This window comes from Paenibacillus sp. FSL R7-0340 (assembly GCF_038002205.1).
GTDB lineage: Bacteria > Bacillota > Bacilli > Paenibacillales > Paenibacillaceae > Paenibacillus > Paenibacillus polymyxa_B.
In genome coordinates, this window is the sequence record NZ_JBBOBY010000003.1 from 119,100 (window position 1) to 145,613 (window position 26,514).

20 protein-coding genes and 1 pseudogene are annotated in these 26,514 nt (G+C 45.6%); 16 read left to right on the forward strand and 5 right to left on the reverse strand.

Features of this window, described 5'->3' with window-relative positions:
* Positions 1-13: 13 nt before the first annotated feature.
* The gene (gene pgmB / locus MKX59_RS26535; RefSeq protein WP_068938354.1) at positions 14-673 is read left to right on the forward strand and encodes a beta-phosphoglucomutase; all 660 of its coding nucleotides are present in this window, start codon (positions 14-16) and stop codon (positions 671-673) included.
* Between the two features lie 238 nt (positions 674-911).
* Here pgmB and MKX59_RS26540 read toward each other — a convergent pair whose 3' ends face one another.
* Positions 912-1,700 carry a DNA/RNA nuclease SfsA gene (locus tag MKX59_RS26540; protein ID WP_023986550.1) on the reverse strand — a complete coding sequence of 263 codons (789 nt, stop codon included), beginning with the start codon at positions 1,698-1,700 and terminating at the stop codon, positions 912-914.
* A 137-nt stretch (positions 1,701-1,837) separates the two neighbouring features.
* Here MKX59_RS26540 and MKX59_RS26545 point away from each other — a divergent pair.
* The 4 genes and pseudogenes from MKX59_RS26545 to MKX59_RS26560 all read left to right on the forward strand — a co-directional run.
* Positions 1,838-1,915 (forward strand): annotated as a pseudogene (locus tag MKX59_RS26545) (hypothetical protein); the annotation flags it as partial.
* A 157-nt stretch (positions 1,916-2,072) separates the two neighbouring features.
* Positions 2,073-3,023: a helix-turn-helix transcriptional regulator gene (locus MKX59_RS26550; RefSeq protein ID WP_028541912.1), complete on the forward strand. Its 951-nt coding sequence runs from the start codon at positions 2,073-2,075 to the stop codon at positions 3,021-3,023.
* A gap of 64 nt (positions 3,024-3,087) precedes the next feature.
* Positions 3,088-3,468 carry a nuclear transport factor 2 family protein gene (locus MKX59_RS26555; protein WP_028541911.1) on the forward strand — a complete coding sequence of 127 codons (381 nt, stop codon included), beginning with the start codon at positions 3,088-3,090 and terminating at the stop codon, positions 3,466-3,468.
* Between the two features lie 54 nt (positions 3,469-3,522).
* A complete protein-coding gene (locus MKX59_RS26560; RefSeq protein ID WP_068938355.1) occupies positions 3,523-4,173 on the forward strand; it encodes a nitroreductase family protein in 651 nt (216 codons plus the stop codon).
* Positions 4,174-4,323: 150 nt separating this feature from the next.
* Here MKX59_RS26560 and MKX59_RS26565 read toward each other — a convergent pair whose 3' ends face one another.
* Positions 4,324-4,980, reverse strand: a complete 657-nt coding sequence (locus MKX59_RS26565) for an alpha/beta hydrolase (RefSeq protein ID WP_068938356.1) — start codon at positions 4,978-4,980, stop codon at positions 4,324-4,326.
* A gap of 270 nt (positions 4,981-5,250) precedes the next feature.
* On the opposite strand from MKX59_RS26565, the gene MKX59_RS26570 reads away from it, so the two are divergent.
* The 3 genes from MKX59_RS26570 (at position 5,251) to MKX59_RS26580 (ending at position 10,354) form a co-directional block, all read left to right on the forward strand.
* Positions 5,251-6,906 carry an SWIM zinc finger family protein gene (locus tag MKX59_RS26570; protein ID WP_068938357.1) on the forward strand — a complete coding sequence of 552 codons (1,656 nt, stop codon included), beginning with the start codon at positions 5,251-5,253 and terminating at the stop codon, positions 6,904-6,906.
* Entirely contained in the window at positions 6,903-9,863 is a 2,961-nt protein-coding gene (locus tag MKX59_RS26575) for a DEAD/DEAH box helicase (protein ID WP_068938358.1), read from the forward strand. The genes MKX59_RS26570 and MKX59_RS26575 overlap by 4 nt, the downstream gene beginning before the upstream one ends.
* A gap of 146 nt (positions 9,864-10,009) precedes the next feature.
* On the forward strand, positions 10,010-10,354 hold the full coding sequence (locus MKX59_RS26580; RefSeq protein WP_023986544.1) for a hypothetical protein: 345 nt from the start codon (positions 10,010-10,012) through the stop codon (positions 10,352-10,354).
* Positions 10,355-10,445: 91 nt separating this feature from the next.
* On the opposite strand, the gene MKX59_RS26585 is transcribed toward MKX59_RS26580, so the two are convergent.
* Positions 10,446-12,539, reverse strand: coding sequence for a pectate lyase family protein (locus tag MKX59_RS26585; RefSeq protein WP_069081019.1), 2,094 nt, complete (start codon positions 12,537-12,539; stop codon positions 10,446-10,448).
* A 374-nt stretch (positions 12,540-12,913) separates the two neighbouring features.
* Between MKX59_RS26585 and MKX59_RS26590 the strand changes: the two genes are divergently transcribed.
* From MKX59_RS26590 to MKX59_RS26625, 8 genes are all read left to right on the forward strand, one after another.
* The gene (locus MKX59_RS26590) at positions 12,914-13,435 is read left to right on the forward strand and encodes a ClbS/DfsB family four-helix bundle protein (RefSeq protein ID WP_028541905.1); all 522 of its coding nucleotides are present in this window, start codon (positions 12,914-12,916) and stop codon (positions 13,433-13,435) included.
* Positions 13,436-13,510: 75 nt separating this feature from the next.
* Positions 13,511-14,146 carry a uridine kinase gene (udk, locus tag MKX59_RS26595; protein WP_013308305.1) on the forward strand — a complete coding sequence of 212 codons (636 nt, stop codon included), beginning with the start codon at positions 13,511-13,513 and terminating at the stop codon, positions 14,144-14,146.
* Positions 14,147-14,406: 260 nt separating this feature from the next.
* Entirely contained in the window at positions 14,407-15,966 is a 1,560-nt protein-coding gene (locus MKX59_RS26600) for a response regulator transcription factor (RefSeq protein WP_076265119.1), read from the forward strand.
* Between the two features lie 38 nt (positions 15,967-16,004).
* Positions 16,005-17,825, forward strand: coding sequence for a cache domain-containing sensor histidine kinase (locus tag MKX59_RS26605; protein ID WP_028541903.1), 1,821 nt, complete (start codon positions 16,005-16,007; stop codon positions 17,823-17,825).
* Between the two features lie 231 nt (positions 17,826-18,056).
* The gene (locus MKX59_RS26610; protein ID WP_071559485.1) at positions 18,057-19,346 is read left to right on the forward strand and encodes an ABC transporter substrate-binding protein; all 1,290 of its coding nucleotides are present in this window, start codon (positions 18,057-18,059) and stop codon (positions 19,344-19,346) included.
* A gap of 101 nt (positions 19,347-19,447) precedes the next feature.
* Positions 19,448-20,344, forward strand: coding sequence for a carbohydrate ABC transporter permease (locus MKX59_RS26615; protein WP_013308301.1), 897 nt, complete (start codon positions 19,448-19,450; stop codon positions 20,342-20,344).
* Positions 20,341-21,165 carry a carbohydrate ABC transporter permease gene (locus MKX59_RS26620; protein ID WP_023986538.1) on the forward strand — a complete coding sequence of 275 codons (825 nt, stop codon included), beginning with the start codon at positions 20,341-20,343 and terminating at the stop codon, positions 21,163-21,165. Before MKX59_RS26615 ends, MKX59_RS26620 begins: the two co-directional genes overlap by 4 nt.
* A 52-nt stretch (positions 21,166-21,217) precedes the next feature.
* Entirely contained in the window at positions 21,218-24,262 is a 3,045-nt protein-coding gene (locus MKX59_RS26625; RefSeq protein WP_340859420.1) for a glycoside hydrolase family 2 TIM barrel-domain containing protein, read from the forward strand.
* 192 nt (positions 24,263-24,454) lie between these two features.
* Here the strand turns inward: MKX59_RS26625 and MKX59_RS26630 are convergent, their stop codons facing one another.
* Together MKX59_RS26630 and MKX59_RS26635 are read right to left on the reverse strand one after the other, a co-directional pair.
* On the reverse strand, positions 24,455-25,273 hold the full coding sequence (locus tag MKX59_RS26630) for an alpha/beta fold hydrolase (protein ID WP_023986536.1): 819 nt from the start codon (positions 25,271-25,273) through the stop codon (positions 24,455-24,457).
* Between the two features lie 229 nt (positions 25,274-25,502).
* Positions 25,503-26,441, reverse strand: a complete 939-nt coding sequence (locus MKX59_RS26635; protein ID WP_340859421.1) for a YwqG family protein — start codon at positions 26,439-26,441, stop codon at positions 25,503-25,505.
* Between the last annotated feature and the right edge of the window lie 73 nt (positions 26,442-26,514).

Consider the following 26,514-nt stretch of genomic DNA (forward strand, 5'->3'; position numbering starts at 1 on the left):
AGGGGGAAACCAAATGAAAGCAGTCATTTTTGATCTGGACGGAGTCATTACAGATACAGCTGAATATCATTTTCAGGCATGGGGCAGCTTGGCGGCAGCGCTGAGCATCCCTTTTGATCGGGAATTTAATGAACAGTTAAAAGGAATCAGCCGTACGGAATCGCTCGACAAAATACTGGCGCGCGGTAACCTGTCCGATAAGTTTTCAGAAGAAGGCAAGCAAGAACTGGCCACACGGAAAAATACGGAGTATCAGCGGCTCATTTCAGCTGTAACGCCCTCGGACATTCTTCCAGGCATTAAAGCGCTACTGACAGAACTTCGTGAAGCCCGAATCGGCATCGCGCTGGCCTCTGCAAGCAAAAATGCAACGTTTATCCTGGAGCGACTGGAGCTAGCCTACTATTTTGACAGTGTGGTGGATGTTACCGCCATTCGACATGGCAAGCCTGACCCGGAAATTTTCCTCACCGGAGCCGCAAATCTGGGCGTTCAGCCTGCCGACTGTATCGGTATAGAGGACGCACAGGCTGGCATACAGGCGATCAAGGGTGCCGGGATGTTTGCGGTCGGTGTAGGAACACCTTCGCAAATGCAAGGTGCGGATATCGTGGTAGCCACTACTGCCGAGCTTTCTCTGAGCATGTTGGAGTCACATTTTATCAGAGGATGAAAAAGCAAAAAAAGATTATAAGGATCATAAAGACCGACTCTTAATGAATCGGTCTTTTTTGTCTGCTCCAAAAACCAGATGAGATCCGCCGCTAGGTCACCGTCTATTTTCTGTCTGTAAAGGTATACTTCTTTTTAACAAACAATTAATGGTTGCTTGGTGAAGATGAATAGCAAATATCATTTTTCTTCAGTAGCATCACTATATTGGAGTTTAATTGACAAAAGTGTGTCAGTAGCTATTTGTATATTTCTTCAGAAATAATATCGCCTGTTAAAAATTGATTGGTAATGTTGTAATAGCCCGTCAGGCTAACTGCATCGGGATTAATTTGTAAATCAACTTGCCAGATTTCAACTCCATTTTTGATGGAATTTTGAACGGTTTGCATAACATAACCGCTGTGTTTCCCAGAATTCCCAACTTTGAATCCATTGTTTTCATAAACTAAACAAACAATCAAAATCGCACGTTCATTTATAGATAAACTTCCACTGAGTTCACCCATGTGCTTGATAAAACGTTCAAAAGAATTAAATTCAGCGTTTTTTTTGATTACAATATGATCGCCCATCTCGACATGTAAAGTGGTTAATGGCGTTTTGACCTCTACATAAGTTTGATCCACCAGAAAATCCAGTTTTGAATTACCAAGCTTCGTTTCCCGGATGACTGTCTGGAAATCGCCAATCATATCTTTAAATTGACCACTTGTGATGAAATGTTCGATATACCGATTGGCCGCATTTTGGTTAATCCCAATCCATGACTTCGATTCAACGGATGGTAGATCCAGTGAAATGGCTTCAATGGTGAACTGTGTTTTTCTTTTAGGGTCATTACTACGCGAAACAAGACATGGGATATCATGAAAGACAATGTTTCCTATACTGCCTGTAGCAGGACAATGGCAATCGTGTAGCTCCCCATCCAGTTCAACCATCATAACAAATCGATTTTTCTTTTTTCGAATTACACCCTCAAGAAGAGGAGAAGCAAAATGAAAATGACTGCTTATATTCTCCATTACAGTTAAGCTCCTTCATTTCAGCGATTTTGGATCGTCTACAGAAACCACATGGAACTGTGTACCCCTCATAAAACTATACTGCTCGTCTCCTGACAACAGTGTGTCAGGAGGGTGATGGTAGGACGTATTTTCCGGCGGTGAGGACTGCACTATTGTTACCTTTGATGTTCAATACCGTTTTAATTATCTTTCCGTTTAAAAAGCGCGGGGCAATAATAATCTAGGATGACAACCGGGAATCATTACTTTCTATAGACCAAATTCTGATGGAGAGAACACTACTGACATACAAGTGTCAGTAGTGTTTTTTTATAGTGATTAAAAATAATCAGGTTTATAAATACAACTGAAACACAGGAGGGATGGAAATTGAATAAAACCGAACGGCAATTAGCGATTTTATTGGAGCTACAGCGTAGGAAGGTTCTAAAGGGAGAAGAACTAGCGGAGAAGTTAGAAACCAGTGTACGTACGATTTATCGAGACATTCAGGCTCTTAGTGAATCTGGCGTTCCGATTATCGGTGCACCTGGACACGGCTACTCTTTAATTGAAGGGTATTTCCTACCCCCGATTAGCTTTACGGTGGAGGAAGCGGTCTCCCTTTTACTTGGAGCCGAATTCATTGAACAGCGATTTGATAATCAATATAGTCAAAGTGCTCAGTCCTCTCGGGGAAAAATTGAAGTGATCTTACCTGACCCCATTCGTCATGAAACTGATCGAATCCGCAGTGGTATTCGTTTTCGACTTCAATCTGAAGACCCTGAATTAGGTGAAAGGGAAAAATCCAATATAAAAACGATTCGTATTGCCATGATGGAGGGAAAGAAAATACATTTCAAATATACGAAGCGAATATCGGAATCGGAGAATAGTCGTGAAACGATACGAACAGCCGCACCTTTAGGATTAGTTCTTGTGCAAGGAGGGTGGCTGCTTGTGGCTCAGTGTGATCTCAGAGGAGAGCATCGACATTTTAAAATATCTCGCATGAGTGATGTGAGTACAATGATCGAAAGTTTCGAATTACCTCGGGACTTCAATTTGCATACGTATCGTCCGGCAGATGATCGACATGTAACCATTCGAACCGTATTTAAGCCCGAGGTTGCAGATAAAGTCGATGAATCAAAAATATATTTTATGGAACATGCTGAGCTTCTTCCGAGTGGCTATTATGTAGACTTCCGTGTTCGATATGCTGAGGAATTATTGCATTGGATTTTGAGCTGGGGATCTAATGTTAAAGTATTGAAACCTGAATCCTTTCGAAGTCGTGTCAAAAAAGAAGTGGAAAGTATGTTGAAGAACTACTGACAAACTGTTGTCAGTAGAAGGCTTGTATATTGTAATTATTCCAACTGAAAGCGAGGTATTCAACATGAATACAAATGAAAACAACAATGCACTGGTGATCGCAAAAGCTTATTTTGAAGCGATGGCAAATAAAGATATCGAAAAGCTGATGACGCTGGTTTCGGACAAAGTCACTACGACCTCTCCCTTAGGTAACCTTGAAGGTAGAGAATCATTCCAAAATTTTGCAGAAGGATTTGCCCGGATGATTAACAAGCTAACACTCATTACAGCATTTGGAGATAATAAGGAGGCTGTGATCGTATATCATTCCAACACTATTCCAGTTCCGGATGCAACGGTTGCCGAATACATCGTCGTAGAGGATAACAAGATTTCCTCCGTTCAAGTGATCTACGATGGAACACCTTTTGCTGCTTACGCTGCAACTCAATCCAAACACTAAACCATTGGATCTATATAAATAATAAGCTTTGATACTTGAAAGGAAGAACCTACTGTGAACCAAAATAATACATCTAATTTTGAGAACGCGGAAGAAGTTATTGAGAAAATATTGCGTGAACGACATGCTACCAAAGAGTATAAAACAAACGTAATCATCCCAGAAGAAACGTTGAATGAAATTTTTGAACTTGCCGCGACAGCTCCTTCAGCCTGGAATCTTCAACACTGGCGCTTTCTGGTTATCCAGAATCAAGAACAAAAAGATCGAATCAAACCGATCGCCTATGGACAGCAACAGATTTCAGATGCTTCTGCTGTTGTTGTCATTCTCGGTGATCTTGAGGCAAACCGAACTGGCAGAGAAATGTATAACCGTCTTTATGAGTCAGAATTCATCTCGAAAGCAGTGCGAGACATCTTGTTCTCCCAAATCGAAGGAGGCTATCAAAGCCCTCAATTCGCTAGGGATGAAGCAAACAAAAATGCAGCTCTCGCAGCTATGCAACTCATGTTAGCTGCCAAGTCGAAAGGCTACGATAGTGGTCCAATAGGTGGATTTAATCCTGCAGGACTGCTTGAAGCTCTGAATATTCCTGGGCGGTTTGTCCCTGTCATGATTGTCACTCTTGGTGTAGCCGCAACCCCTGCACGTTCAACAACACGTTTCTCCCTTAATGAATTAGTTATTCATGAATCCTTTTAAGTATTCGTGACAAAGAACCATCTGTCTCAAGATGGTTCTTTTTAGTTCATTCTGCAAGAAGGTTGGAGAAAAAGTGATCTAGTGGCGCGAAGACAAGAAGGCAACCAGCCTAATAACCTATTACAACAAAAAAACGAATACCAAGGCTGGTTACATCTTCGAGCTTATCCCCGCATCCTCACGCAGCCACTGAAGCACATCTCGCTGGTTATCTGGTGAGACACCGTGATCCGTCGGATATGTTTTGAATGTGGAGTGAGAAGTCCTGGTCTGGAAATATGCCGCCGTCTCATGGCCGATGCTCACTGGAAATACAGAATCGTATTCGCCGTGGGAAATAAATACGGACACGTCCTCTATGCTTTGCAGCGCGTATTCTGTTTTCACAAAATCAGGTACATAGCCGTTCAACGCTACAATCCCCTTCAACTGATTGCCCAGGGTAAGCGCAAGTGACATCGACAAAATCGCTCCCTGACTGAAGCCGAGGAAATACCGTTTCTCAGGATCAACCGGATATTTATCTGTGGCATACTGTACGAACGCCTGAAGCTGTTCAATAGACCGATCAAACTGCTCACGCAGCGGATTACCCAGACTTTTCAGCTCATAATATTGGAATCCTCCACTCATGGGAAGGTCTCCACGAATGCCGATGATAATAAATTCCTCTGACAACGGCCCTACAACTCCGAACATATCCTGCTCATTGGACCCTTTCCCATGCAGTGTAAAAATGGTTGGATATTTACGGTTGGGATCAAGCTGGCTGGGCAGGTGAATATCATAGCTATATAAAGACGACATATTATTTCCCCCTCTTAACAATAAGTTTATTGCATACCTCCACGGATACAGTTCACTACAAACCATTCCTATACAAAATCATTAACACTAAAATATTAGTAATATTTATTTTATATTTATAATAGAAATGTACTCTTCAAAAGGAAACATGTCAACCCGTATGAAAACTTTCCAACTGCTCCCTCCACTCAATTTATATTCGTGAACTGATATAATGGAAGAGTTAAGCTACTACCCGATCAACTATTCTCTCTTAGGAGACTAATGCATATGAAACCAACCTATCTTATGGATGATATACAGTGGCAACAGCTTATTCAAAATGTGGCTGACCATTTTAATGACGTGACGATCAAACGAGGTTTCCAGTATTTTAAGCAAGGAAAGGTAAAAGAGTTCGCAATGCCTGATGCCGATCATATTGCAGCTGTCGTGGATGGAAGCGAGCTATACGAGGTGGATCTCCACTTAAGCGCTTTTGCTGCCAGCAGATGTACGTGCCCTGTCCACACCAACTGCAAGCATATGATCGCCGTACTACTGAATTACGCGAATGAACAGGAACGTTCTGTACATGCTTTAGTGAACGCTCATTCGGCGGGATTCACTCGATTGGCGGCAAAAGCTGACACGGGTACTGTACCTCCTTCCCGGTCGAACCTTTCACCGGATCACAAGGAAACAACAAGAAACGCTCTCAGTAAAACTGCAAGCCAAATACCGGACATGCCCATTTCAGAGTGGCATGATCTGTTCGATCAGTGTATCGCCCTTAACCGTGTGAACACACAAAATTCCCAATATGTCCAAAGCGCTTTAGCCTCGATCTATGCTGTGAAGCCGCCGCTTTCACCCGGCATGCAACAGCTATACGGACTGCATGCTCATCTGCGTGTGCTGGAAAAGCTGGTACCTCAGTCTCCCATGCCGGGCTATCCCTCTCATACCTATATGGGGTATTACACGCAAATCGCTGCCGATGAGCTTAAAGAAGCTATCGAGCGTGATTTTGAAAGCCCGCTGGGGCTGACCGATGAACCGATGCAAGAAGCCCGTATCGCAGAAACCTTAGCCTATTTGCGCCGAAAAATGCTGACAGAATCGCGTAATGGTACTTATTTTTCAGACACGTATTATCAGTTTTGGCTGAACTGGATGCACCCCGAAAGACAGGACTCCAGCATATATACGGAGGAATTACAGCATTTACAGGCCGCTGAGGAGGAGCTCGGCACAACTTTAGCACGGCTTCCGTGGATGTTGGCTCGCAGCTGGATGCATATTTTCCAATCGCACGATAACGAAGCCTGGGTACTGCTTCAGGAGGCGGAAGGAGCTTTTCCACTAAAAGTCTCTTCCAGTCAGTTGCTTTTGTTCTTACAGGCGTTGCGTAAAGCCGAGGATTGGGCACGTCTCAAGGACGGACTGCGACATATCGGCCCCCTGCTTCACAGTCATCGGGATGACCATTTACAAGATTATATACATGATTGGGATCTGGTTTTGCAGCACCTTCCAGAAGCGGAGCAGGACATGTGGGACACGCTGGTGGGTATGCTTCCATTTGCCGGGGGAATGTATGAAGAGGCGCTGCTTGCTCACGAAAAATGGCGGTCATGGATCGACTATCAGCTAAGCATACGCAGTGAGCCTTTGAGTTTTCGAGTGAGCGTGTTACAGCCCATTGAAAAGAACGCGCCTGAGTTACTACTCCCCTTTTACCATCAAGCGGTAGAACGTTATGTGTTGGAAAAAAACAGAGCCAGCTATAAAGCAGCAGTCAAGCTGTTAAAGCGACTGTTCAAGCTGTACAAGAAAATGAAGCAGGAATCACGCTGGGAGCTGTTCTTTACGACCTTCACCAGCCGTCATAGCCGCCTGCGGGCGCTACAGGAGGAATTACGGAAAGGGAAATTGTTATCATGAATCAATATACCGAAACGATTACCGTCCATATCCAATTAACTACCTATGGAGACGCGCTGATCTATGGCGATTCCTCCATGAACTATAGCATTTCCGGCCAAATTCTGAAGCAGCGTTTGTTTGCTTGGCATGAGGATTCGTTTTATGGCACCGAGCTGGAGATTCAACATGTTCAAGACACGGATATTATCCTGCTGCCCTCGGAGCAGGTGATTCCTTTTCTGGCAGAGCTCGAGCTTCTGAAGCATATTGAATGGATCTGGGACGAGGCCAATGCCCCGTGGCTCCGGCTGATCCCTTTACTTGCTCACTGTATTGAGGCGAAAGCATATGTGCCCAGCTTCACGGCGTTCCAGACGGGGAAGCTGCAATGGAAGTGGGATGCGGAAGCATTGGAAAACATCCAACCAGCAGAGCTTGCTTTGCTCGACCACTTGGAGAAGGACGAGCAGGAAGGGCTGATAGCGGCGTTCTCGGCTGCCGTATTTCAGCGCTGGTACGGCACCGAAGCGGAAGCCGCCGATTTGCGAAGAGAATATCCGATTCTCTTCGCCCCCAATCGCCCGGCGGCGGGTCTGGACGCGCGGGCCTGGCTCATCGCCATCGGCTGGAAAGCCGATACCGCGCCATTTCGGCCACTTCTGCAACTGCTAGAGCCAGAGCTGGAGGACGACGAGCCGTCCTGGCAGCTCAAGCTTGTGTTGCAGGACAAGCAAGACCCGGCGTTGCTGGTGTCTGTACAGCTCGCCGATGATGGGTACGCATCCGGCTCATGGCCCGATGCCTGGACAGCACATGTCCGTGAGCGCTCTGCCGGGTGGCTAGAACGCTTGACCTCGATTTTGCCCGCCGGGCAGCGTGCCGGAAGCCGCGATGACGTGCTGAATCGCCCGCTCTCCGACGAAGCGGCGTGGCAATTCCTGACGACCGACAGCCAGCGTCTGCTGGAAAGCGGCTGGCAGGTGCTGCTGCCAGCTTGGTGGGAGGCAGCCACCCGCAAGAAGCCAAAGCTGCGGGCCAAGGTACGCCCGGGCGAAGGGGCGGGAGAGCGCACGAAGGGTAGCTCGCTGTTCGGACTGGACTCGATTGTCCAGTTCGATTGGCGTGTTGCCATCGGTGATGCCGATCTCAGCGAGTCGGAATTCGCCGAGCTGGTCGCTCGCAACGAGCGCTTGGTGCGCTTCCGCGGGCAATGGATCGCGCTCGACCCCGCGTTGCTGGCGCAGATCCGCCGGGCCATGGCCGGGATCGACAGCGCTCAGGGATTGTCCTTTCAGGACATCCTGCAGCTACACCTGCTCGGCAACGCCGACGAGCCTGAAGGCGACGCCTCGGGCGAGCAGCCGGAGGATGCGGCACGCTTCCGACTGGAAGTCGAGCTGAATGCCCATCTGCTGAAGCTGATCAGCCAGCTCGGACGGCAGTCGGAATGGCCTGCATTGGACGTGCCGGACGGGCTGCAAGCCGAGCTGCGGACGTATCAGCGGGACGGGTATGCATGGCTTGCTTTTTTACGTCGCTTTGGACTGGGTGCCTGTCTGGCCGATGATATGGGACTCGGTAAAACAGTGCAGTTTATTACTTATTTACTGCACCTACAGGATATTGCCGCCGAGACGGGCGTCCGCTCTAGTTCGCTGCTGATTTGCCCGACTTCGGTGCTGGGCAACTGGCAGAAGGAACTCAGCCGCTTCGCCCCTTCATTGAAGGTGATGCTGCACTATGGAAGCAAGCGGGAGCAGGGAGACTTGTTCCGCGAAGAAGTCGAGCAGGCCGATGTCATCCTGACCTCCTTCGCTACGGCAACCCTGGATCAAGAGCTGCTACAAAGCATGACCTGGGATTCAGTCTGCCTGGATGAAGCGCAGAACATTAAAAATGCGCAAACCAAGCAATCCACAGCCGTGCGCAGCTTTCCTGCACGTCATCGGATTGCGTTGACTGGGACACCTATTGAAAATCGGTTGTCCGAGCTATGGTCCATTTATGATTTTATCAATCCAGGTTATCTGGGCAGCTCACGCGCCTTTAGCAATCGCTTCATTAATGCTATTGAGAAGGAACATAACGAGCAGCGCACGTTAGATTTGCAAAAGCTGGTTCAGCCCTTCATGCTGCGGCGCAAGAAGAAGGACCCTGCTATACAGCTTGATTTGCCTGACAAGAATGAGATGAAAACCTACATTCATCTGACCTCTGAGCAGGGCGCGCTCTATGACCAGATTGTCAAAGAGTTGATGGAACGGATGCAGAAGCTGGAAGGGATTGAACGGAAAGGAGCCATTTTATCCGCCCTTACCCAGTTGAAGCAGCTTTGTGACCATCCTGCCCTCTTAACCAAGGAGGCGCTCCCAGATAGCGCGGCTTCCGGTTATAGTCAGTCCGATCTTGAAGCGGTCATTAGCCGTTCATCCAAGCTGGAGCGCATTCTGGCTATGGTCAAGGAACTGCGGGAAGAGGGCGAGCGCTGCCTTATTTTTACACAGTATATTGGTATGGGACAGATGCTCCAGCGGGTACTCGCTCAGGAGCTGCAAGAGCCCGTGCTCTATCTGAACGGCAGCACATCCAAAACTGCCCGTGACCGAATGATTGATCAATTCCAATCTCACACGCTACCCCCTGCCGAGCAGCCATCCGTGTTTATTTTATCGCTCAAAGCCGGGGGGGTGGGCCTGAATCTGACAGCCGCCAACCACGTCTTTCACTTTGATCGCTGGTGGAACCCAGCTGTTGAAAATCAGGCCACAGACCGCGCCTACCGGATGGGGCAAACGAAGGATGTACAGGTGCACAAATTTATCTCGCTGGGCACGCTTGAGGAACGCATTGATGAAATGCTGGAGAGCAAGCAGCAGCTTAGCGACCAAATCATAACCAGTACCGAGGGCTGGATTACTGAGCTGTCTACAGACGCGTTAAAAGACCTCTTTACGCTACGACGCGATTGGGCATAAGGAGGTCCAAAATCGAACTATAATGTACATGAGTGCCATTTCGAGTTCGATATATACCTATTTATAAGAAGTCGTAGTTTATAGCACAGTCCAAAACTCCTTTGTTTGCATTTACTATCTCATCACAACAAAGGAGTTGATTTGAAGTGGCCATTCGTCCTCCACAAACATTGAAATCTACGGGCAGGAAGGTTCCTGTTACGAGATATCGCAATGTGAGTCCAACACAAACCCTGCGCCGATTTACGGTCATCTGGGCTAACACAAACGGTGTTCCTTTTAACACAACTGGATTTTTTGCTATACTCCGGCGTCTAGATGGAAGCTTTGTCCAAGCTGCAGGCTTCGATGGTTTTGGTACTGCCCGATTCAGCAGAGTCCGTACACCTACGAACCAGGCTTTTATTCTGCGTACCTTTAGAGACGATGGAACGCTATTCCGGGTTAGAACCGTACCTGCTGGCGTGTCCTCGTTTGTCGTTATTGGTTAAGTTCGTACCGAACGCAGCCTTAACGTAGGTAACCAAAAAAGCAGCCAGAAACAGAGCATATCTGTCCTGGCTGCTTTTTTATATGGCCTACCTATTCGGAATCTTCTTCCACTATTGCATTTTTCGTAACGGACGTATTGTACACCGTTTTGAGCCAGCTTTCACTCGACCAGTTCAGCTTGCCTGCACCCGCTCCATCCTTGGCCTGCAATTGAGCAACCAGGTTAGCAGGGTCTTCGGCAGTATAGCTGTATGGCAACGTTGTGAATCCATTCCACGAGAAGCTCTTGGCCTTCGCAGGATAAGGGGCTAATGGGCTATTCGCTTCTTCGCTGCCTCCTCTGAATACGGTACCGTTGTCGGAGAAGATGACGTCTTCAGCCTTGATTTTTCCTGTGTAGTCATCTTTTTTAGGATCTTTTTGATTATTACGCACTGGAGAAAACACATCAATTAAATAAGACTTTTCTAGCAACACCGCACCGTTTTCTGTTGAAATCGCACCGTTACCCACGACGTCAAAATGGTATCCTTTTGCGGCAATTGCTTTAGCCATGTCAGAAGTGATTCTTTTTTTGGCTCTGGCCAATCCAGCATCGTCCATAACGATGTTATATGCATGAGCATTACCAGCACGCAGACGAGGCATACGATCCTGAATATCCAGGTAGTAATTATGATGCAGCGTTACCTCTAGGTCTGCATTGTCGGAAGCCATTTCCGTAGCACCAATCAGATGAGCCTTCTTTTGTCCTGCTGCAATATCAATGATATCTTCTTTACTCATGCCTACTGCACTGCTTCTCAGATAAGCGTACATAGGATAGGAAGACTTGTCTGCTTCCATCGCGTTGACTTGTTGGGTTACCCAGCTGTTGGAGCTGCGGTCATCTCCTTTGAACAAAGACCAAGAAATCGTAACTCCGTTACTACCTTTTTTCACATCTACCAGACCATCATAGGCTTTGTTAAATGTGCAATGGTCAATCCATACCTTGGAACTTGTACCTTCGATGGTAACATAATCCCAGTCATTCTTATCATAGTTCCCTTTGGTTGCTTCATCCCACTCCCAAAGTTCATCAAATTCGAGGTTACGGAAAATCAAATTGGAGCTTCTTTTGATAACAAAGCCGGCATGTTTGATTTTCGCACCATTGGCAGAGAAAATCGTAACCCCATTCATATTTTCGATATAGACTTTGCTCACACCTGTCTTTTTCAGAACAGGATGCGTCTGTACAGGGTTGTTGGCACTAAAAGGCATTACTTTGGCAGCACTAGGAATTTCATTCCAACCGAGATCAAGATCGTTCATAATCTCAATCACTTTGACTTTGCTGCCTTTCTTCAGTGCTTCGTTGAGATCTACAGCGTTATAAACTTTTTTGTAGTTGGCATCTGTATCCGCAATATTGCCACCACCTGTATTACCATACGAAAAGCCAGTCAAATTATAGTTATTTTTGGAGGTTGCGTTATGATCCACTCCAGGAGTCGGTTTCTCTGTACCTGGTGTCGGATTCACAGGCGGTGTTCCTGGTTCTCCCTCAGAAGAAGCACCGGATACAATCACATTATCGAATTGGGCAGCTGTTTTAGAAGTTACCAAACCAATGGCTCCAGCAGTGAGGCTGGTGTCTGTTGCGGACAGCTCCAGTTGATCATTGACATACATTTTGATTTCCGAACCGGATAGTTCCAGCTTGACTCTGTACCATGTATTCGTGTCCAGTTTGTATTTTTTATTGGTAGCCAGTGTCTTCATAGAGCCTTTGACTTTTTTTCGAATCTCAAGAGCTCCGTCTTTCTTGTTGTACAACGATGCTGCATAGAAGTTGTTGGAATCTGTGTATCTACCTGCAACGTAGACTCGATTAGAGCCATTAAAATCATTTACATATACATCTGCTTGCACGCTATAGTTCGTCCATGAGGCATTACCTTTGACGGAATGGCTTTCGCTTCGACTAGATTGTTGGTATGTAGAACCATTCCCATCCTTGACCACAGACCAGTTCCCCGAACCTGCGGTCCAGCCTTGAGCTTCTCCTTGCTCAAAATCGTCACTTATCTGTAAATTTCCATCTGCATGTGCATGACCTAGCAACGGTAATGATAAAGACAGTACCAACGTACTGCTTAACATTACACTTGCACATTTTTTTAACAAACTCGACTTCATATAACAATCCCCTTCTTGATTAGATTCATGAATACTAAAGCAAAGGTTGCACCGTTCATCGGACATGACATGCCCCAACGGTATATAACGTACTGATGAAGGGAATAATATCCCAACACCAATGAGGGCCCCAAGCGCTATACTCCAATAATTATAGGCTTTTAAATAAATATTAAAATATGTCTAATTACTTATCTTTTGTCTTAATTTTTCTATTAATTTTGCATCCTGTTTCGTGAACACGCCAAATGCTGTTTCATAAAATCACAAAAAACGATATTTTTTTATTTTTGTATAAGACATACAGTTGTCATATTGAGAATGGTACATATAAAGGAGTGAGTATCATCCATATCATTTAAAGGAGCGATTAGATGTCCAGCTACGACTACGCTTCCAAATTGGAGTTAAAAGAAGCCATTCATGCCTCCTACTTACGATTTGACAGTGAATTCCAGGAGATCGACGAGAGCCAAAAGGATATTCGTATCCCCGAAGTAGATAAAACACCCGCAGAAATGATCGCCTACCAGCTCGGATGGCTTCATCTTGTCATGACATGGGACAGGGACGAACGGGAAGGAAAAACTGTCATCATGCCCGCTCCCAATTATAAATGGAATAGACTAGGCGAACTATATCAATCATTTTACAAGACCTATTCCCACCAATCTTTACGTGAATTACGTGATATGTTCAAGTTGACTGAGCAAAAGTGGCTGGATTGGATCGACACACTTAGCCATGAAGAGCTCTTCACTCAAGGCGTTCACAACTGGACGGGTACTAACCCGAACTGGCCCATGGCAAGATGGATTCACATCAACTCGGTGGCACCGTTTAAAACATTCAGAGCCAAGATACGGAAATGGAAGAAATACAAAGTCCAACAGTGATGAAAAAAAGTGTGCATTGTGCTACAATACTTGAGTTGTATCGGGATACATTTAGGGAAGGGTAAGTGAAACGCCATGCTTATTATTGGTATTGCCGGCGGTACAGGTTCCGGTAAATCGACGGTAGCACGCGCCGTCGTTGAGCGTCTGGGATCTAATAAAGTGACTTTCATATCTCAGGATAACTATTATAAAGACCATTCACATCTGAGTTATGATGAACGTGCTTTGGTCAATTATGATCATCCGTTTGCCTTTGACAACGAATTGCTTATTGAGCATCTCCAATGTCTGAAAAAAGGACAAGCGACACAAGCGCCAGTGTATGACTTTACGGTTCATGCACGCTCCACGGACGAGACGGTAGAGCTTCTGCCAAATCACATCGTTATGTTGGAGGGTCTGCATGTGCTGTCAGACGAAAAGCTCCGCAGCCTGCTTGACATCAAAGTATTTGTGGATACTGACCCTGATGTGCGCATTCTCCGTCGGGTTCTTCGCGATATTGAGGAACGCGGCCGCACCATCCATTCGATTCACGATCACTATTTGACTACGGTTAAGCCGATGCATGAGGCATTTATTGAGCCTTCCAAGAAATACGCTGACCTGATCCTTCCTGAGGGAGGACACAATGAGGTTGGTATTCAACTGCTGTCTATTTTGACTGAAAAATATTTGGCGGGAGATCGGACATGGGGTACTGTATAAGGTAATCCCGGTCGTTTAGGCTGTCGAGATTTTCTCGGCTGCCTTTTTTGTTGTTTTATATGCCATTTGGACTAAATTATTTTGGAATCCCCGTGTGGTTTATGTTAGCATGTAAAGATTAAATGCTTTAGATTTAAGCTAAGTTGGAAGCGTTGTCAAATATGTGCCTCAGATGATATGACGTCCACGTGATGGAGGTCTTTTTTGAATCAGGATTTTTGGAAAATCCTCGAATAGGTATAATTACGGAGAGTGCTGCCATGAATGAGCTATGCAACATTTTGATTGTCGATGATGAGATATTGGTACGACAAGGGATTAAACACCATTTATCGTGGGAACAGTATGGATTTCGAATTGTAGGTGAGGCTTCTAACGGGAAAGAAGCATTGGAGCTGATTGAAACCTTGCGCCCTCATATTGTCATTACAGATATCGTAATGCCAATCATGGATGGCGAGGAGCTGACGCGCATAGTCAGACAGAACTATCCAGATATCGAAGTCATTGTGCTTAGCAGTTACGGTGAATTTAATTACGTGCGATCCACCTTTCAGCAAGGGGTTGCTGACTATATTTTAAAGCCCAAGCTGGACACGGATGAGTTGCTCCAAGTACTCCAGAGAACCGCTCGCAAAATTCCATCCATTCAATATCAGGCAGATGCTAATAATAGTCAAATTACAATAGATCATGTGATCGAAAAGCTGATCTCCGGGTATAGCATGGACTATGACGCTGAGTTGCTGAAGCAAGCATTTCCTTATAGCCGTTTTGCGCTCATAGGCGTGGAACAGTCAGCACCGCAGAATAAAGGACGCTCTATCTCTGCCTCGGACCTATTTTCCAAGCTATCAGATCAAGTGTCCTCTGCCTGTGAGCACATCGTACTGCGACAACTGCCGTCCGATGTCTATGCGGCTGTGTTTTTAGCCAATCTTGATCCTCGTGAAGTAGACGCCTGGATGGCTGCGGTTAGGGAAGTTGCTCAGGAGACAAAGCGGGTCGATCCACAGACAGGCTGGGCAGTTAGCCATTTATTTGATGACTTCAATCAGATTAGTGACGTCTATCAGGATGAACTGCCAAAACTGCTGAGTTACCGCTTTTATTTCCCAGGAACAGCGCTGCTAATAGAAGACGAACTCCCTCCGCCTGTACAGGTGAACAGCTCGTTCAACTTAAAACAGTTTACAGAAGAGATGAAGCGTGAGCATTTTGATACAGCTTTTCAGGATTTGAGATCCTATGTAGCCGCCATGTCCGGCAACTATACCTCTACCGCTTTTGAATTCAAATCGCTTCTCGGAAATATCGTGTTCAACATTACGATTTTGCTTGGGAATCAGGGGTATGATATGAAGGAGCTGGATGCGGCGAAATATTCCTATTTCAAAACAATTAATGATGCGCCTCATGTACATGAAGCCGTGCGCCTTCTGGAGACTTTTTTGGAGGAAGCGAACAGACAGATCATGGCTAAAACGCAGCAAGGAAGTAGCGCAAGCATGAAAAAACTGCTGGAGTATATTGAGGAGCATCATGCTGAAACACTCAATTTGACGACACTTGGGCAATATTTTCATTTTAACCCTTCCTACTTGTCCAGTTATTTTACAGCACACCATACAGAGGGTTTTAGCGAGTATCTAAACAAAATTCGGGTCGAAAAAGCCGCGGAGTTACTACGGTCGGGGACGATGTCCATTTCGGATATTAGCAGTACGGTAGGCTATTCGGACCCCAGCTATTTTACCAAAGTGTTCAAAAAAGTGAAGGGCTACTCGCCCAGTCAGTACCGCCGGGAGCATCTCTATTAGGGAGTAAGCCACATCTGCCAGCAGAAAAGAGATTGAATATGAAAAGATACATCCATAAGATCAAATATCAAGGTCTGTTCTTCAAAATCTTTATTGTTATGGTGGTCAGCATCACTGCGGTGTCCTTGCTGACCTCTTTGGTGACGATTCGGATGTCTGAACGACTTTTTGCTGAGACATTCAGTATTACAAATGCCAAGGTACTCAGCCAGATTCAATCCAGCTTTGAATCCTTCAATGATTCTATCGTGAATGCCGTAACCCATGCTTCGGAAAATGGAACGGTCAAAAACTATCTGACTGGCGGTCAATCTGACTCGATTAACTCGGCAAGAATTTACTTCGGAATGGCACAGCAAATGAAGCAAATTAAATCGAACGTCGATGCCTATGATGTCGGTGTCGCTGTAACAGGTCTGAACGGCCGGAGCTTTTACTCCGACTCGTCCTATTGGCCTGTAACTGCGGAAGAACTTAAAAGCAATGCTATTACAGCCCGAAGTGTAGCACGACCGGCACAGCTTATGTATCAATTGGATACTGAATTATTTCAGCAACAAATGAATAATACCGCGCAAAAGCCAACACCCTATATTATCGCCTCCAAACCATTTATGGAGCGGACCAGCGGCACCCTGTACGGCATGATCTACATCGCTATCCGGGAACCTGAATTTCGCCGTTTCTACAACAATTTCACAAGCAATGGCAATGATGTGCTTATTTTGGACAAGTCGGGACTGATTGTATCGAGCAACCGCCAGGACCTGATCGGACAACGCTCCAGTGAGCTGCTAGGCTATGCCACAAAAATCAATGAACAGGGGCTTAACTACATTAATGCGGATGTGATGAATAAGGAAAGTATCCTCCTTTCCAACTATATCCCTTCATTTGATTTTTATCTGGTGAACATGATCGACAGACAAGCTGCGATTGGACAAATTATTGACGTTAAATCTGTTGTATGGATCTGCATTGCCATCGTACTGATTGCTTTGGTGATCGTTTTTCTGATATCCCGTCGACTGATTCGTTCCCTGACTCGACTGGTGAAGCAAATGTCGACCATACGCGAGAAAAATTTTGATAATTATATCCCGGTAACGGGCAGCTATGAGGTTAGACAATTAAGTCATGCTTACAACTACATGCTGGATGAACTAAATGACTATATCCGTAAGCTTTTAGAGACGCAAAAGGGTCAACGGAACGCAGAGCTTGCTGCACTACAACGGCAGATCAATCCGCATTTTCTGTACAATACACTGGCTTCGATCAAAATGCTGGTGCTCAAAGGAAATAAGGAAACAGCCGCCGAGACGATCAATGCACTCATTTCCTTACTGCAAAATACAATCAGCAATGTGAGTGAAACGATCACCATTGAGCAGGAAATGGCCAACATGCAAAATTATGTGTTCATTAACCATGTGCGCTACGGGCAGCGGGTACAAGTGAATTATTTTGTATCACCCGATTGTCTGGAGTACCATGTGCCCAAGCTCATCATTCAGCCTTTTATCGAAAACTCTTTTTTCCATGCGTTTAATGAAAAAAACGTAGGGCACATCTATATATTGGTGTCCAAAACGGAGGATACATTGATCTGTGAGGTGGTCGATGATGGAGACGGTATGGATTTGGACGGGCATACGGCGCAAGACGGACTTCCGAATCCCAAGAGCAAGCGCCAACTGTTCACAGGCATCGGCATCCAGAATGTGCACAACCGCATTACCCTTTTATATGGAGAAGAATATGGCGTGACCATCTCCAGTAAAAAAGGCGAGGGCACCAAAGTCAGAATGACACTGCCATTGATTTTGAAATCAAACGACAACGACTCCACTAAATAAATCTATACACTGAGCTTCAACCTAAAAAAAGTACCTAAATCAAAATAAAACACAAATGTAAGCGGTACCTTTTTTGATAAATCATAATAATAAGACCAATCCGTATAAAGATATTCCTAACACCGACGAAGTATGGATGGTACACTAGATTTATAAATAAGGTAACCGCTTTCATTTAAGAGGTTTAGAACTAGCAAGCAACATATAAAAAAAGAGTAGGGGTTGAACAAAATGAAAAAAATGACTTTCCTTCTGCTGATTGCAAGCTTGATCTTGCTATCCGCATGCTCCAGCAATTCCGAGAAAGCAGCGACTACCACAGATTCAGGCAAAAAAGAAATCACCGTCTGGGCTTGGGACCCGAACTTTAATATCGCAGCCCTGAAGCTGGCAAAAGATCGCTACGTTGCCAAACATCCAGATGTAACCGTAAACATTGTTGAATATGCTCAAAACGATATCGTACAAAAAATGAATGCCGGTCTTAACTCCGGTTCTACCAAAGGACTGCCGAACGTGGTTCTGATCGAGGATTATCGGGCACAGAACTTCCTGCAAGCCTATCCCGATTCTTTCCATGATATGAGCAGCACGATCAAAGCAACCGACTTCGCTGATTATAAAATCGGACCGACTAGCTACAACGGCAAACAGTATGGTGTTCCATTCGACTCCGGTGTTATGGGACTGTATGTAAGAACGGATTATCTGGAACAAGCCGGCTACAAAGTATCGGACCTGACTAATATTGATTGGGACAAATTTATTGAAATTGGTAAAGCCGTAAAACAAAAAACAGGCAAAGAAATGCTGACTCAAGATCCAAATGACCTCGGTCTGATCCGTGGTATGATCCAAACTGCAGGTTCATGGTACCTGAAAGAAGACGGTAAAACACCAAACCTGGCTGGTAATCCAGCTCTGAAAGAAGCGCTCTTGACGTACAAATCCTTGTTCGACGCTAACATTGTCAAAATGAATGCCGACTGGAGTCAGTTCCTGGCCGCATTCAACAGCGGTGCAGTTGCTTCCGTACCTACAGGTAACTGGATTACACCTTCGATCAAAGCAGAAGCTTCGCAATCGGGTAAATGGGCCGTTGTTCCTTTCCCTAAGCTGAAAAATATACCTGAATCCGTGAATGCTTCCAGCCTCGGCGGCAGCTCCTGGTATGTCCTTAACTCGGACGGTCAAGATACCGCTGCTGATTTCCTGAAAGAGACATTCGGAACAGATCAAGAACTGTATCAAGATATGCTGAGCAAAATTGGAATTGTCGGTTCATTGAACGCAGCTTCCAGCGGTAAAGCTTATGACGTGGAAGATCCGTACTTCGGAGGCGACAAAGTATACAAGAAATTTGCAGAATGGACTAAGCAAGTTCCAAAAGTCAATTATGGCCTGCACACGTATGCCATTGAGGATATCATGACCGTTGAAATTCAAAACTATCTGAACGGAAAAGATGTAGACGCAGTTCTGAAAGATGCTCAAGGACAGGCGGAAGCACAGCTTAAATAAGACAGTCCATCTAGCCAAGGCTAAACAATAAAACGATAAGCACTTAAAACCTTGGGCTTGCGAGTTCAAGGTTTTATTGCTGCACAGGGAGTTGACATGGTATGAAGACAGCCGCGCCCAAAATAACTACAACACGTCTCAAAGCAGGTATGACAGGATGGTTGTTCATATCCATCGCAGTGATCATGATCGCCGCTTTTTATTTCTATCCGATGATTCAGGCGCTTATCTTGTCCTTTAAGACAGGTACAGGGTCTAATCTGAGCTTTAACGGCATTGATAACTACAAGCGACTCTTCACCGATAAAATGTTTATAACCGCCGTGAAGAATACGTTTATCTATTTAATTTTCCAGGTACCTTTGATGGTCATTCTGGCTCTGTTCATTTCGGTATTGTTGAATGATAAAAACCTGAAATTCAAGGGCTTTTTCCGCACAGCTATCTTCTTGCCGTGTATCACATCCCTTGTAGCATATTCGGTTGTCTTCAAGTACTTGTTCTCGTCTGACGGTCTGGTAAACTCCTTATTGCTGAATCTGCACGTGATTGGCACGCCCATCCAATGGATTACAGATCCTTTCTGGGCAAAGGTTACAATTATTATCGCGATCACATGGCGCTGGACTGGTTATAATATGATCTTTTACCTATCCGGTCTTCAGAACATTGACAGTTCCATCTACGAAGCGGCCCGTATTGACGGAGCTTCCCCTATCCGACAGTTTTTCAGCATTACAGTTCCACTGCTTAAGCCGATTATCCTGTTCACTTCGATTACATCAACGATTGGTACACTCCAACTCTTCGATGAAATTATGAATATTACCAAGGGTGGGCCAGGGAACGCGACATCTTCAATTTCGCAATATATTTACAATCTCTCCTTCAAATATTCATCCGACTTTGGTTATGCGGCGACCGTATCTTATTCCATCGTCATTATGATCATTATCTTGTCGATTATCCAGTTCAAAGTGGCAGGTGAGAAAAAATGATGAAAACAAAAAGAGCATTTACGTACGCCTTTCTGATCCTTGTGTCGTTCGTTTCGATTTTCCCGTTCCTCTGGATGCTATCCAGCTCCACGAACCTGTCGGTCGATGTGACCAAAGGCAAGCTTCTGCCTGGCTCCCATTTGATGGATAACATGCACAATTTGCTTGAAAAAGTAGACATCGTTACCGCACTAAGTAACTCTGCAAAAGTCTCCATCTCAACTACGCTGCTGGCTATGCTAATCGCATCACTGGCCGGTTATGGCTTTGAAATTTACAGAAGTAAAGCGAAAGACGTTGTCTTCAATATCCTGCTGATGTCTATGATGATTCCGTTTGCGGCGATCATGATCCCGCTCTACCGGATGTTCGGCAGTATTTCTAATGTCATACCGTGGATCGGCATTGATACACTCTCTTCTGTCGTCATTCCGACCGTAACTACGGCGTTCCTGATCTTCTTTTTCCGTCAAAGCACCAAGATGTTTCCTAAGGATCTACTGGAAGCAGGTCGTATGGATGGATTATCCGAGCTGGGTCTGTTCTTCCGGGTGTATATGCCTACGATGAAAACAACCTATGCCGCTGCCGCAATCATCACATTCATGTCCAGCTGGAACAACTACCTCTGGCCTCTGATTGTGCTGCAAACGCCGGAGAATCAAACGATTCCGCTGTTGATCTCGAACCTTGGCTCCAGCTATGCACCGGATTACGGTGTCATCATGATCGCCATTGTCCTGTCCACACTGCCGACTGCACTGGTATTCTTCCTGATGCAGAAACACTTTGTAGCGGGCATGGTTGGTTCGGTAAAATAACAAATTACTGTGTAATATCTTCATTTCATTTTAAAAATAAGGAGTGTTCGCCTTGACCATCCATACCCCTAGTCTGGACTGGCTGACCGACGTAACCAAATTTGCTGTACATCGGCTGCCCGCCTATTCCGATCACAAATATTACGCTACGCTTCAGGAAGCGGAGCAGCATGCTGATATGGCTTGGCGTCATAGCCTGAATGGGAGCTGGAAGTTTAACTATGCAACGAATCCAGCCAGCCGTCCAGTAGAGTTCTATGCGCCCGGCTTTGAGTATGGCGGCTGGAGCGATATTCAAGTGCCGGGTCACATTCAGACGCAAGGCTTTGGCCAAATGCAGTACGTGAATACGATGTATCCATGGGACGGACATTCGGACGTTCGTCCACCCCATATTCCGGAGGACCACAACCCGGTCGGGAGCTATATCAAAAGCTTTGTTTTGCCGGAAAATATGGCTTCGGGCGCGCAGCCTGTGTTCATTTCTTTCCAAGGCGTCGAGTCGGCTTTCTATGTATGGCTGAACGGACAATTTGTCGGTTACAGCGAGGACAGCTTTACACCGTCTGATTTTGAACTGACACCGTTCCTGCAAGCAGGCGAAAACAAGCTGGCAGTGGAGGTATATCAAAGAAGTACGGGAGCGTGGCTGGAGGATCAGGACTTTTGGCGTTTTTCCGGTATTTTCAGAGACGTATATCTCTATACCATCCCTACGGTTCACGTACGTGACCTGCATGCCAAGGCGGATCTGGATGCTTCCTACACGCAGGGTCTTCTGGAGCTGAAATTGACCTTGGAAAAGCCGGCAACGGCCTATGCAACTGTCGATGTGAAAGATGCTGCCGGCCATGTTGTAGCTTCTTTGAAAGCTGACTTTACTGATGGCAAAGCTTCGCTGTCAGCAGCCTTGGAGCAAGTGCAGCGTTGGAGTGCCGAGAAACCCTATTTGTACACGTTGTTCATTCAAATTTATGATGCCAGTGGATCGCTCGTGGAAGTCATTCCACAAAAAATTGGCTTTCGTAAATTTGAGCTGATCAACAAGGTCATGCATTTGAATGGCAAACGCATCGTCTTTAAAGGTGTGAACCGCCATGAATTTAACGCTCGCACCGGACGTGCGATTTCCCGTGAAGATATGCTGTGGGATATCCGGACGCTCAAGCAGAACAATATGAACGCTGTTCGCACCTCTCATTATCCAAATCAGACTCTGTGGTATGAGCTATGCGATGAGTACGGGGTCTATGTAATTGATGAAATGAACTTGGAAACACACGGTTCCTGGCAAAAACTCGGCGCCGTCGAGCCATCGTGGAATATTCCCGCCAATCTGCCTGAGTGGCAGGATATCGTCATGGATCGCGCCATTTCCATGCTGGAACGGGACAAAAACCATGCGTCCATTCTGATTTGGTCCTGCGGCAATGAGTCATATGCAGGTGAAGTGCTGCGCAATGTAGCCAACTATTTCCGAGCCACCGACCCGAGCCGTTTGGTACACTACGAAGGCGTGTTTCACAACCGTACGTACGATGATACCAGCGATATGGAGAGCCGGATGTACGCCAAACCCGCAGATATCGAGCAATATCTAAACGACAATCCGCAAAAGCCGTATATCAGTTGCGAATACATGCATGCGATGGGTAATTCCGTAGGCGGCATGCACAAGTATACCGAGCTGGAGAACAAATACGAGCTGTACCAGGGCGGTTTTATATGGGATTATATTGATCAGGCTGTTATGAAAAAAGATCGCTACGGACGCGAATACCTCGCGATCGGCGGTGACTTTGACGACCGTGCCACAGACTATGGCTTCTGTACGGACGGAATTGTCTATGCGGACCGGAAAGTTTCACCGAAGATGCAGGAGGTCAAATTCCTGTATCAAAATCTGAAGCTCACCCCGGATCGCAGCGGTGTAACCCTGCGCAATGAAAACCTGTTCGAGGGAACGGGCGACTATGAGCTAGTATACAGTCTACTGCATGAAGGCCAAGAAATCGTACGTAATGCCATTCATGTAGATGTGGCGGCTCAGACCGAAGCCTATATTCCACTGACGTTCCCCCTTACGGACGGAAAGCCCGGTGAGTACGTCATTCACACCGCTCTAGTTTTGAAAGAATCCACGCTCTGGGCTGAGGCTGGGCATGAAGTGGCCTTCGGACAGCATATTTTCATCGTGGAAGATCCAAATCCGCTAAAGATCCCTACGGGCGGTGTCTTACGAGTGGTTCATGGTGATGTTAACATTGGCGTTCACGGTGCAGATTTCAGTATGATGTTCTCCAAAGGAGCAGGCAGCCTGACTTCACTTCGCTACGCCGGACGTGAGATGATCGCCATACCTCCTGCCCCATTGTTCTGGCGGGCGACCACAGACAATGATCGGGGAACTGCTCTGGGCTTCGAAGCCGGTGGCTGGTTCGCTGCAAGTCTGACACGTAAATGCGTGGACATTCAGGTCACGGAAGAGCAGACAGACCGTGTAACCGTTACATTCCGCTACACGCTTAGCATCCATGCAGACGTACAGGTAACGGTAGCCTACACCGTCTTGGTGGATGGCAGTCTGAACGTAAAATCAACTTATGAAGGCGTCTCAGGACTGCCTAACCTGCCGATCTTTGCTCTTTCGTTCAAGGTTCCGGCGGACTACCGCCATCTGGACTGGTACGCGATGGGACCGGAAGAGAATTACATCGACCGTGCCTTTGGCGCGAGACTAGGCGTATTCCACAACGAAGCTGCGGATAACGTATCCGGGTATGTCGTACCGCAGGAATCCGGCAACCGTACAGGCGTGCGCCGTGTCGATATTACCGACGATTCTCAGCGTGGTATTCGCATTACTGCTCCTGCCACCGCACCTGTGGAATGCAATATTTCACCGTACACAGCGTTCGAGCTGGAAAGCGCCTACCATCAGTATGAGCTGCCAAACGTCTACTACACCGTTGTTACCGTAGCCGGCAAGCAAATGGGCGTAGGCGGCGACGATAGCTGGGGAGCTCCGGTACATGAAGAATACCAAATTACAGCCGATCAAAAGCTGGAATTCGAATTTACCGTGCAACGAGTATAAATAAGCACGCTCACTGTATAGACAAGTAGATATAACAAAAGCCCTTCCGCTGCTTCCCTCATGAGAAGCTAAAGCTGGAAGGGCTTTTGTATTTTATCATTCCAATCATACTGTCAGCAGAAAATAAAGTCCTAGGTTGTCGTTGTTTCATTGAATCAACGTCTCCCGTTAGTTCCATGGATTAATATAAAACTAAAATCCAAACTCTGTTACTCTTTCAAGCCACTCACGCATAAGTGACTCAAATAATAGAGCCTGTTCAATCTGAAGATTATGCCCTGCTCGATCTAAAACGGCGAAGGTTGCTCTAGGATAATTTTCTAAAATTCTAAAAGCATCTATGTAACCAACGACTGCATCTTGTCGCCCAAGGGTAAATACTGTTGGTTTATCAAAAACTAATTTATCTATATTGGTAGAAAATCCATAGTTTCTTTGAATCTTGCTAAGAAAATCGTAGTCAGCGATCTTACAACCTGCCACTATCTCTTCAGAATACCTTTTCCAATTATATTCATTGAGAACGACTTGATTTGCGCTAAAATCACTTATTTGCTCTTCACTTAAGGTGCCCATAAACTCGCGATCACAATGAACAACAAAATGCTCGGGCAGTATTCTTCTTTTGTGTTCAGGAATAATTAATGGACAAATCAGAGCAGCTCCACCAATACGATCTTTATGTCTATTAATTATTCCCCTTGTAATATATCCACCGTACGATTCGCCTGCTATGAGATAATCTTGGTTTGGGACAAGAGTTTCAATAAAATTTATAACTGCTTCTAGCATATCATCTGAATTACATATTTGATCGTAGTCCTTTGTTTGTCCCATTCCAGGCAGGTCAAGATAGATACGACGCCAATCGGGATTATCTTCAAATATCGGTTCCATGCACCCACTCATTAACCGATGGTCTGGTGTAAAACCATGGATCATTACAATTGGTTTGCCTTTACCAATTTCCTCGTAATATATATTGGCATTCTTGACTTTACAATATGGCATACAGACCCTCCAAAATTGATTTATTTATAATATTCTTACACTAAAGAAGAATCTACATTGTTTTATCAAGCAAACCAGATCTCCGGTTCGTTTTGATTATATACTCATATATAATACATGTAAAGAACACTTGTTCCCTATTCTTGTTTCTGGAGTTAAACTAACCTGCCCGTTAGCTTAATAAAACAACGTCGCTTTAATACTTTATTTTCCCAGTCTAGAACTTTAGCTAGCTCGTTGCCAAATTAACATACGTTCGCGTGAAATCAAGGTTCTTCAAGTCTCTTTGATCGATCAAAAATTCCAAATACCCTGCGTCCCACCAGCACATACCAACCTCGTCCAAAGAAGAGACCGAGAGCAGAACATGCCAATTTTCCGAAGCTCGATCGTGCTTCTCTCGATTCGTCTGATATTCTTGCAGCTGAGGCAGCACTTCGGATCGTAAATGCTCCGCATAATCCGTACTTTCCCTATGCATAGCTTGCTCGATTTCCTTATGAATCTGACTCTCACTCTTATGCCAGTTAAACAGAAGACCCTCTAGCCCGTTTCGGCGTAGATAAGCATCCCGCCGGGTGTTCCCGGCAAAAGATTGATGCTGACCCCACACCGTGTCACTTTGTTCACAAACAAGCTCATACAGCTCTTCATACTGATCTACAAGAACATCTCCTAGTTCACCCTCCGACCGCAGGGTAACAATCGGCTGAAAAGAAATTGCATAAGATGTGAAACCCCTGTTCTCAGCACATACTTCAACCTTCCCGGTCGGTGGCAAGGTTTTCTTCAAAGCGCTGCTGTCACCGTTATAGTAAAAGATTTTATGGTCAATATCATAGGCGGGCTCATCCAGCCCAAGAAAAAAGTAAAGTATGCCCTGATGAGGCAATCCCTCAAATGGTGAAAAAGGTAGCTCGCCCAAATTAATTTGAGCAATGAACGTATAATATTCTCCGTCTGAATCACACGGCCACTCTATCGTGGGTGGCAGATCTGGATAGCCGGCGATCCGACTATTTCCAATGTGTTCGTAATTTTCCTCATGATCCACATAAAATTGTATAGCAGCTTGAGCTTCCTGATGAATCTCTTCTTTTAAATCTTCATCCAGTGAATGCCCTTCCAGTATTCGAGTCAGTTCATCCTTTAATAGTGGTTGTAGCATCTCGCTCGCCCCTTTTCATGAAGTAATAATATAGCCTGCAACCATTTAAACCCTTACCTCAGATTACCAAATA

Bases quoted from the DNA above. Each gene is read 5' to 3' on its own strand.
- MKX59_RS26570 (WP_068938357.1), top strand. From the start codon at position 5,251: ATGAAACCAACCTATCTTATGGATGATATACAGTGGCAACAGCTTATT.
- MKX59_RS26610 (WP_071559485.1), top strand. From the start codon at position 18,057: ATGAAAAAAATGACTTTCCTTCTGCTGATTGCAAGCTTGATCTTGCTA.
- MKX59_RS26565 (WP_068938356.1), bottom strand. From the start codon at position 4,980: ATGTCGTCTTTATATAGCTATGATATTCACCTGCCCAGCCAGCTTGAT.
- MKX59_RS26605 (WP_028541903.1), top strand. From the start codon at position 16,005: ATGAAAAGATACATCCATAAGATCAAATATCAAGGTCTGTTCTTCAAA.
- MKX59_RS26575 (WP_068938358.1), top strand. From the start codon at position 6,903: ATGAATCAATATACCGAAACGATTACCGTCCATATCCAATTAACTACC.
- MKX59_RS26600 (WP_076265119.1), top strand. From the start codon at position 14,407: ATGAATGAGCTATGCAACATTTTGATTGTCGATGATGAGATATTGGTA.
- MKX59_RS26555 (WP_028541911.1), top strand. From the start codon at position 3,088: ATGAATACAAATGAAAACAACAATGCACTGGTGATCGCAAAAGCTTAT.
- MKX59_RS26620 (WP_023986538.1), top strand. From the start codon at position 20,341: ATGATGAAAACAAAAAGAGCATTTACGTACGCCTTTCTGATCCTTGTG.
- MKX59_RS26630 (WP_023986536.1), bottom strand. From the start codon at position 25,273: ATGCCATATTGTAAAGTCAAGAATGCCAATATATATTACGAGGAAATT.
- MKX59_RS26540 (WP_023986550.1), bottom strand. From the start codon at position 1,700: ATGGAGAATATAAGCAGTCATTTTCATTTTGCTTCTCCTCTTCTTGAG.
- MKX59_RS26615 (WP_013308301.1), top strand. From the start codon at position 19,448: ATGAAGACAGCCGCGCCCAAAATAACTACAACACGTCTCAAAGCAGGT.
- udk (WP_013308305.1), top strand. From the start codon at position 13,511: ATGCTTATTATTGGTATTGCCGGCGGTACAGGTTCCGGTAAATCGACG.
- MKX59_RS26635 (WP_340859421.1), bottom strand. From the start codon at position 26,441: ATGCTACAACCACTATTAAAGGATGAACTGACTCGAATACTGGAAGGG.
- MKX59_RS26585 (WP_069081019.1), bottom strand. From the start codon at position 12,539: ATGAAGTCGAGTTTGTTAAAAAAATGTGCAAGTGTAATGTTAAGCAGT.
- MKX59_RS26590 (WP_028541905.1), top strand. From the start codon at position 12,914: ATGTCCAGCTACGACTACGCTTCCAAATTGGAGTTAAAAGAAGCCATT.
- pgmB (WP_068938354.1), top strand. From the start codon at position 14: ATGAAAGCAGTCATTTTTGATCTGGACGGAGTCATTACAGATACAGCT.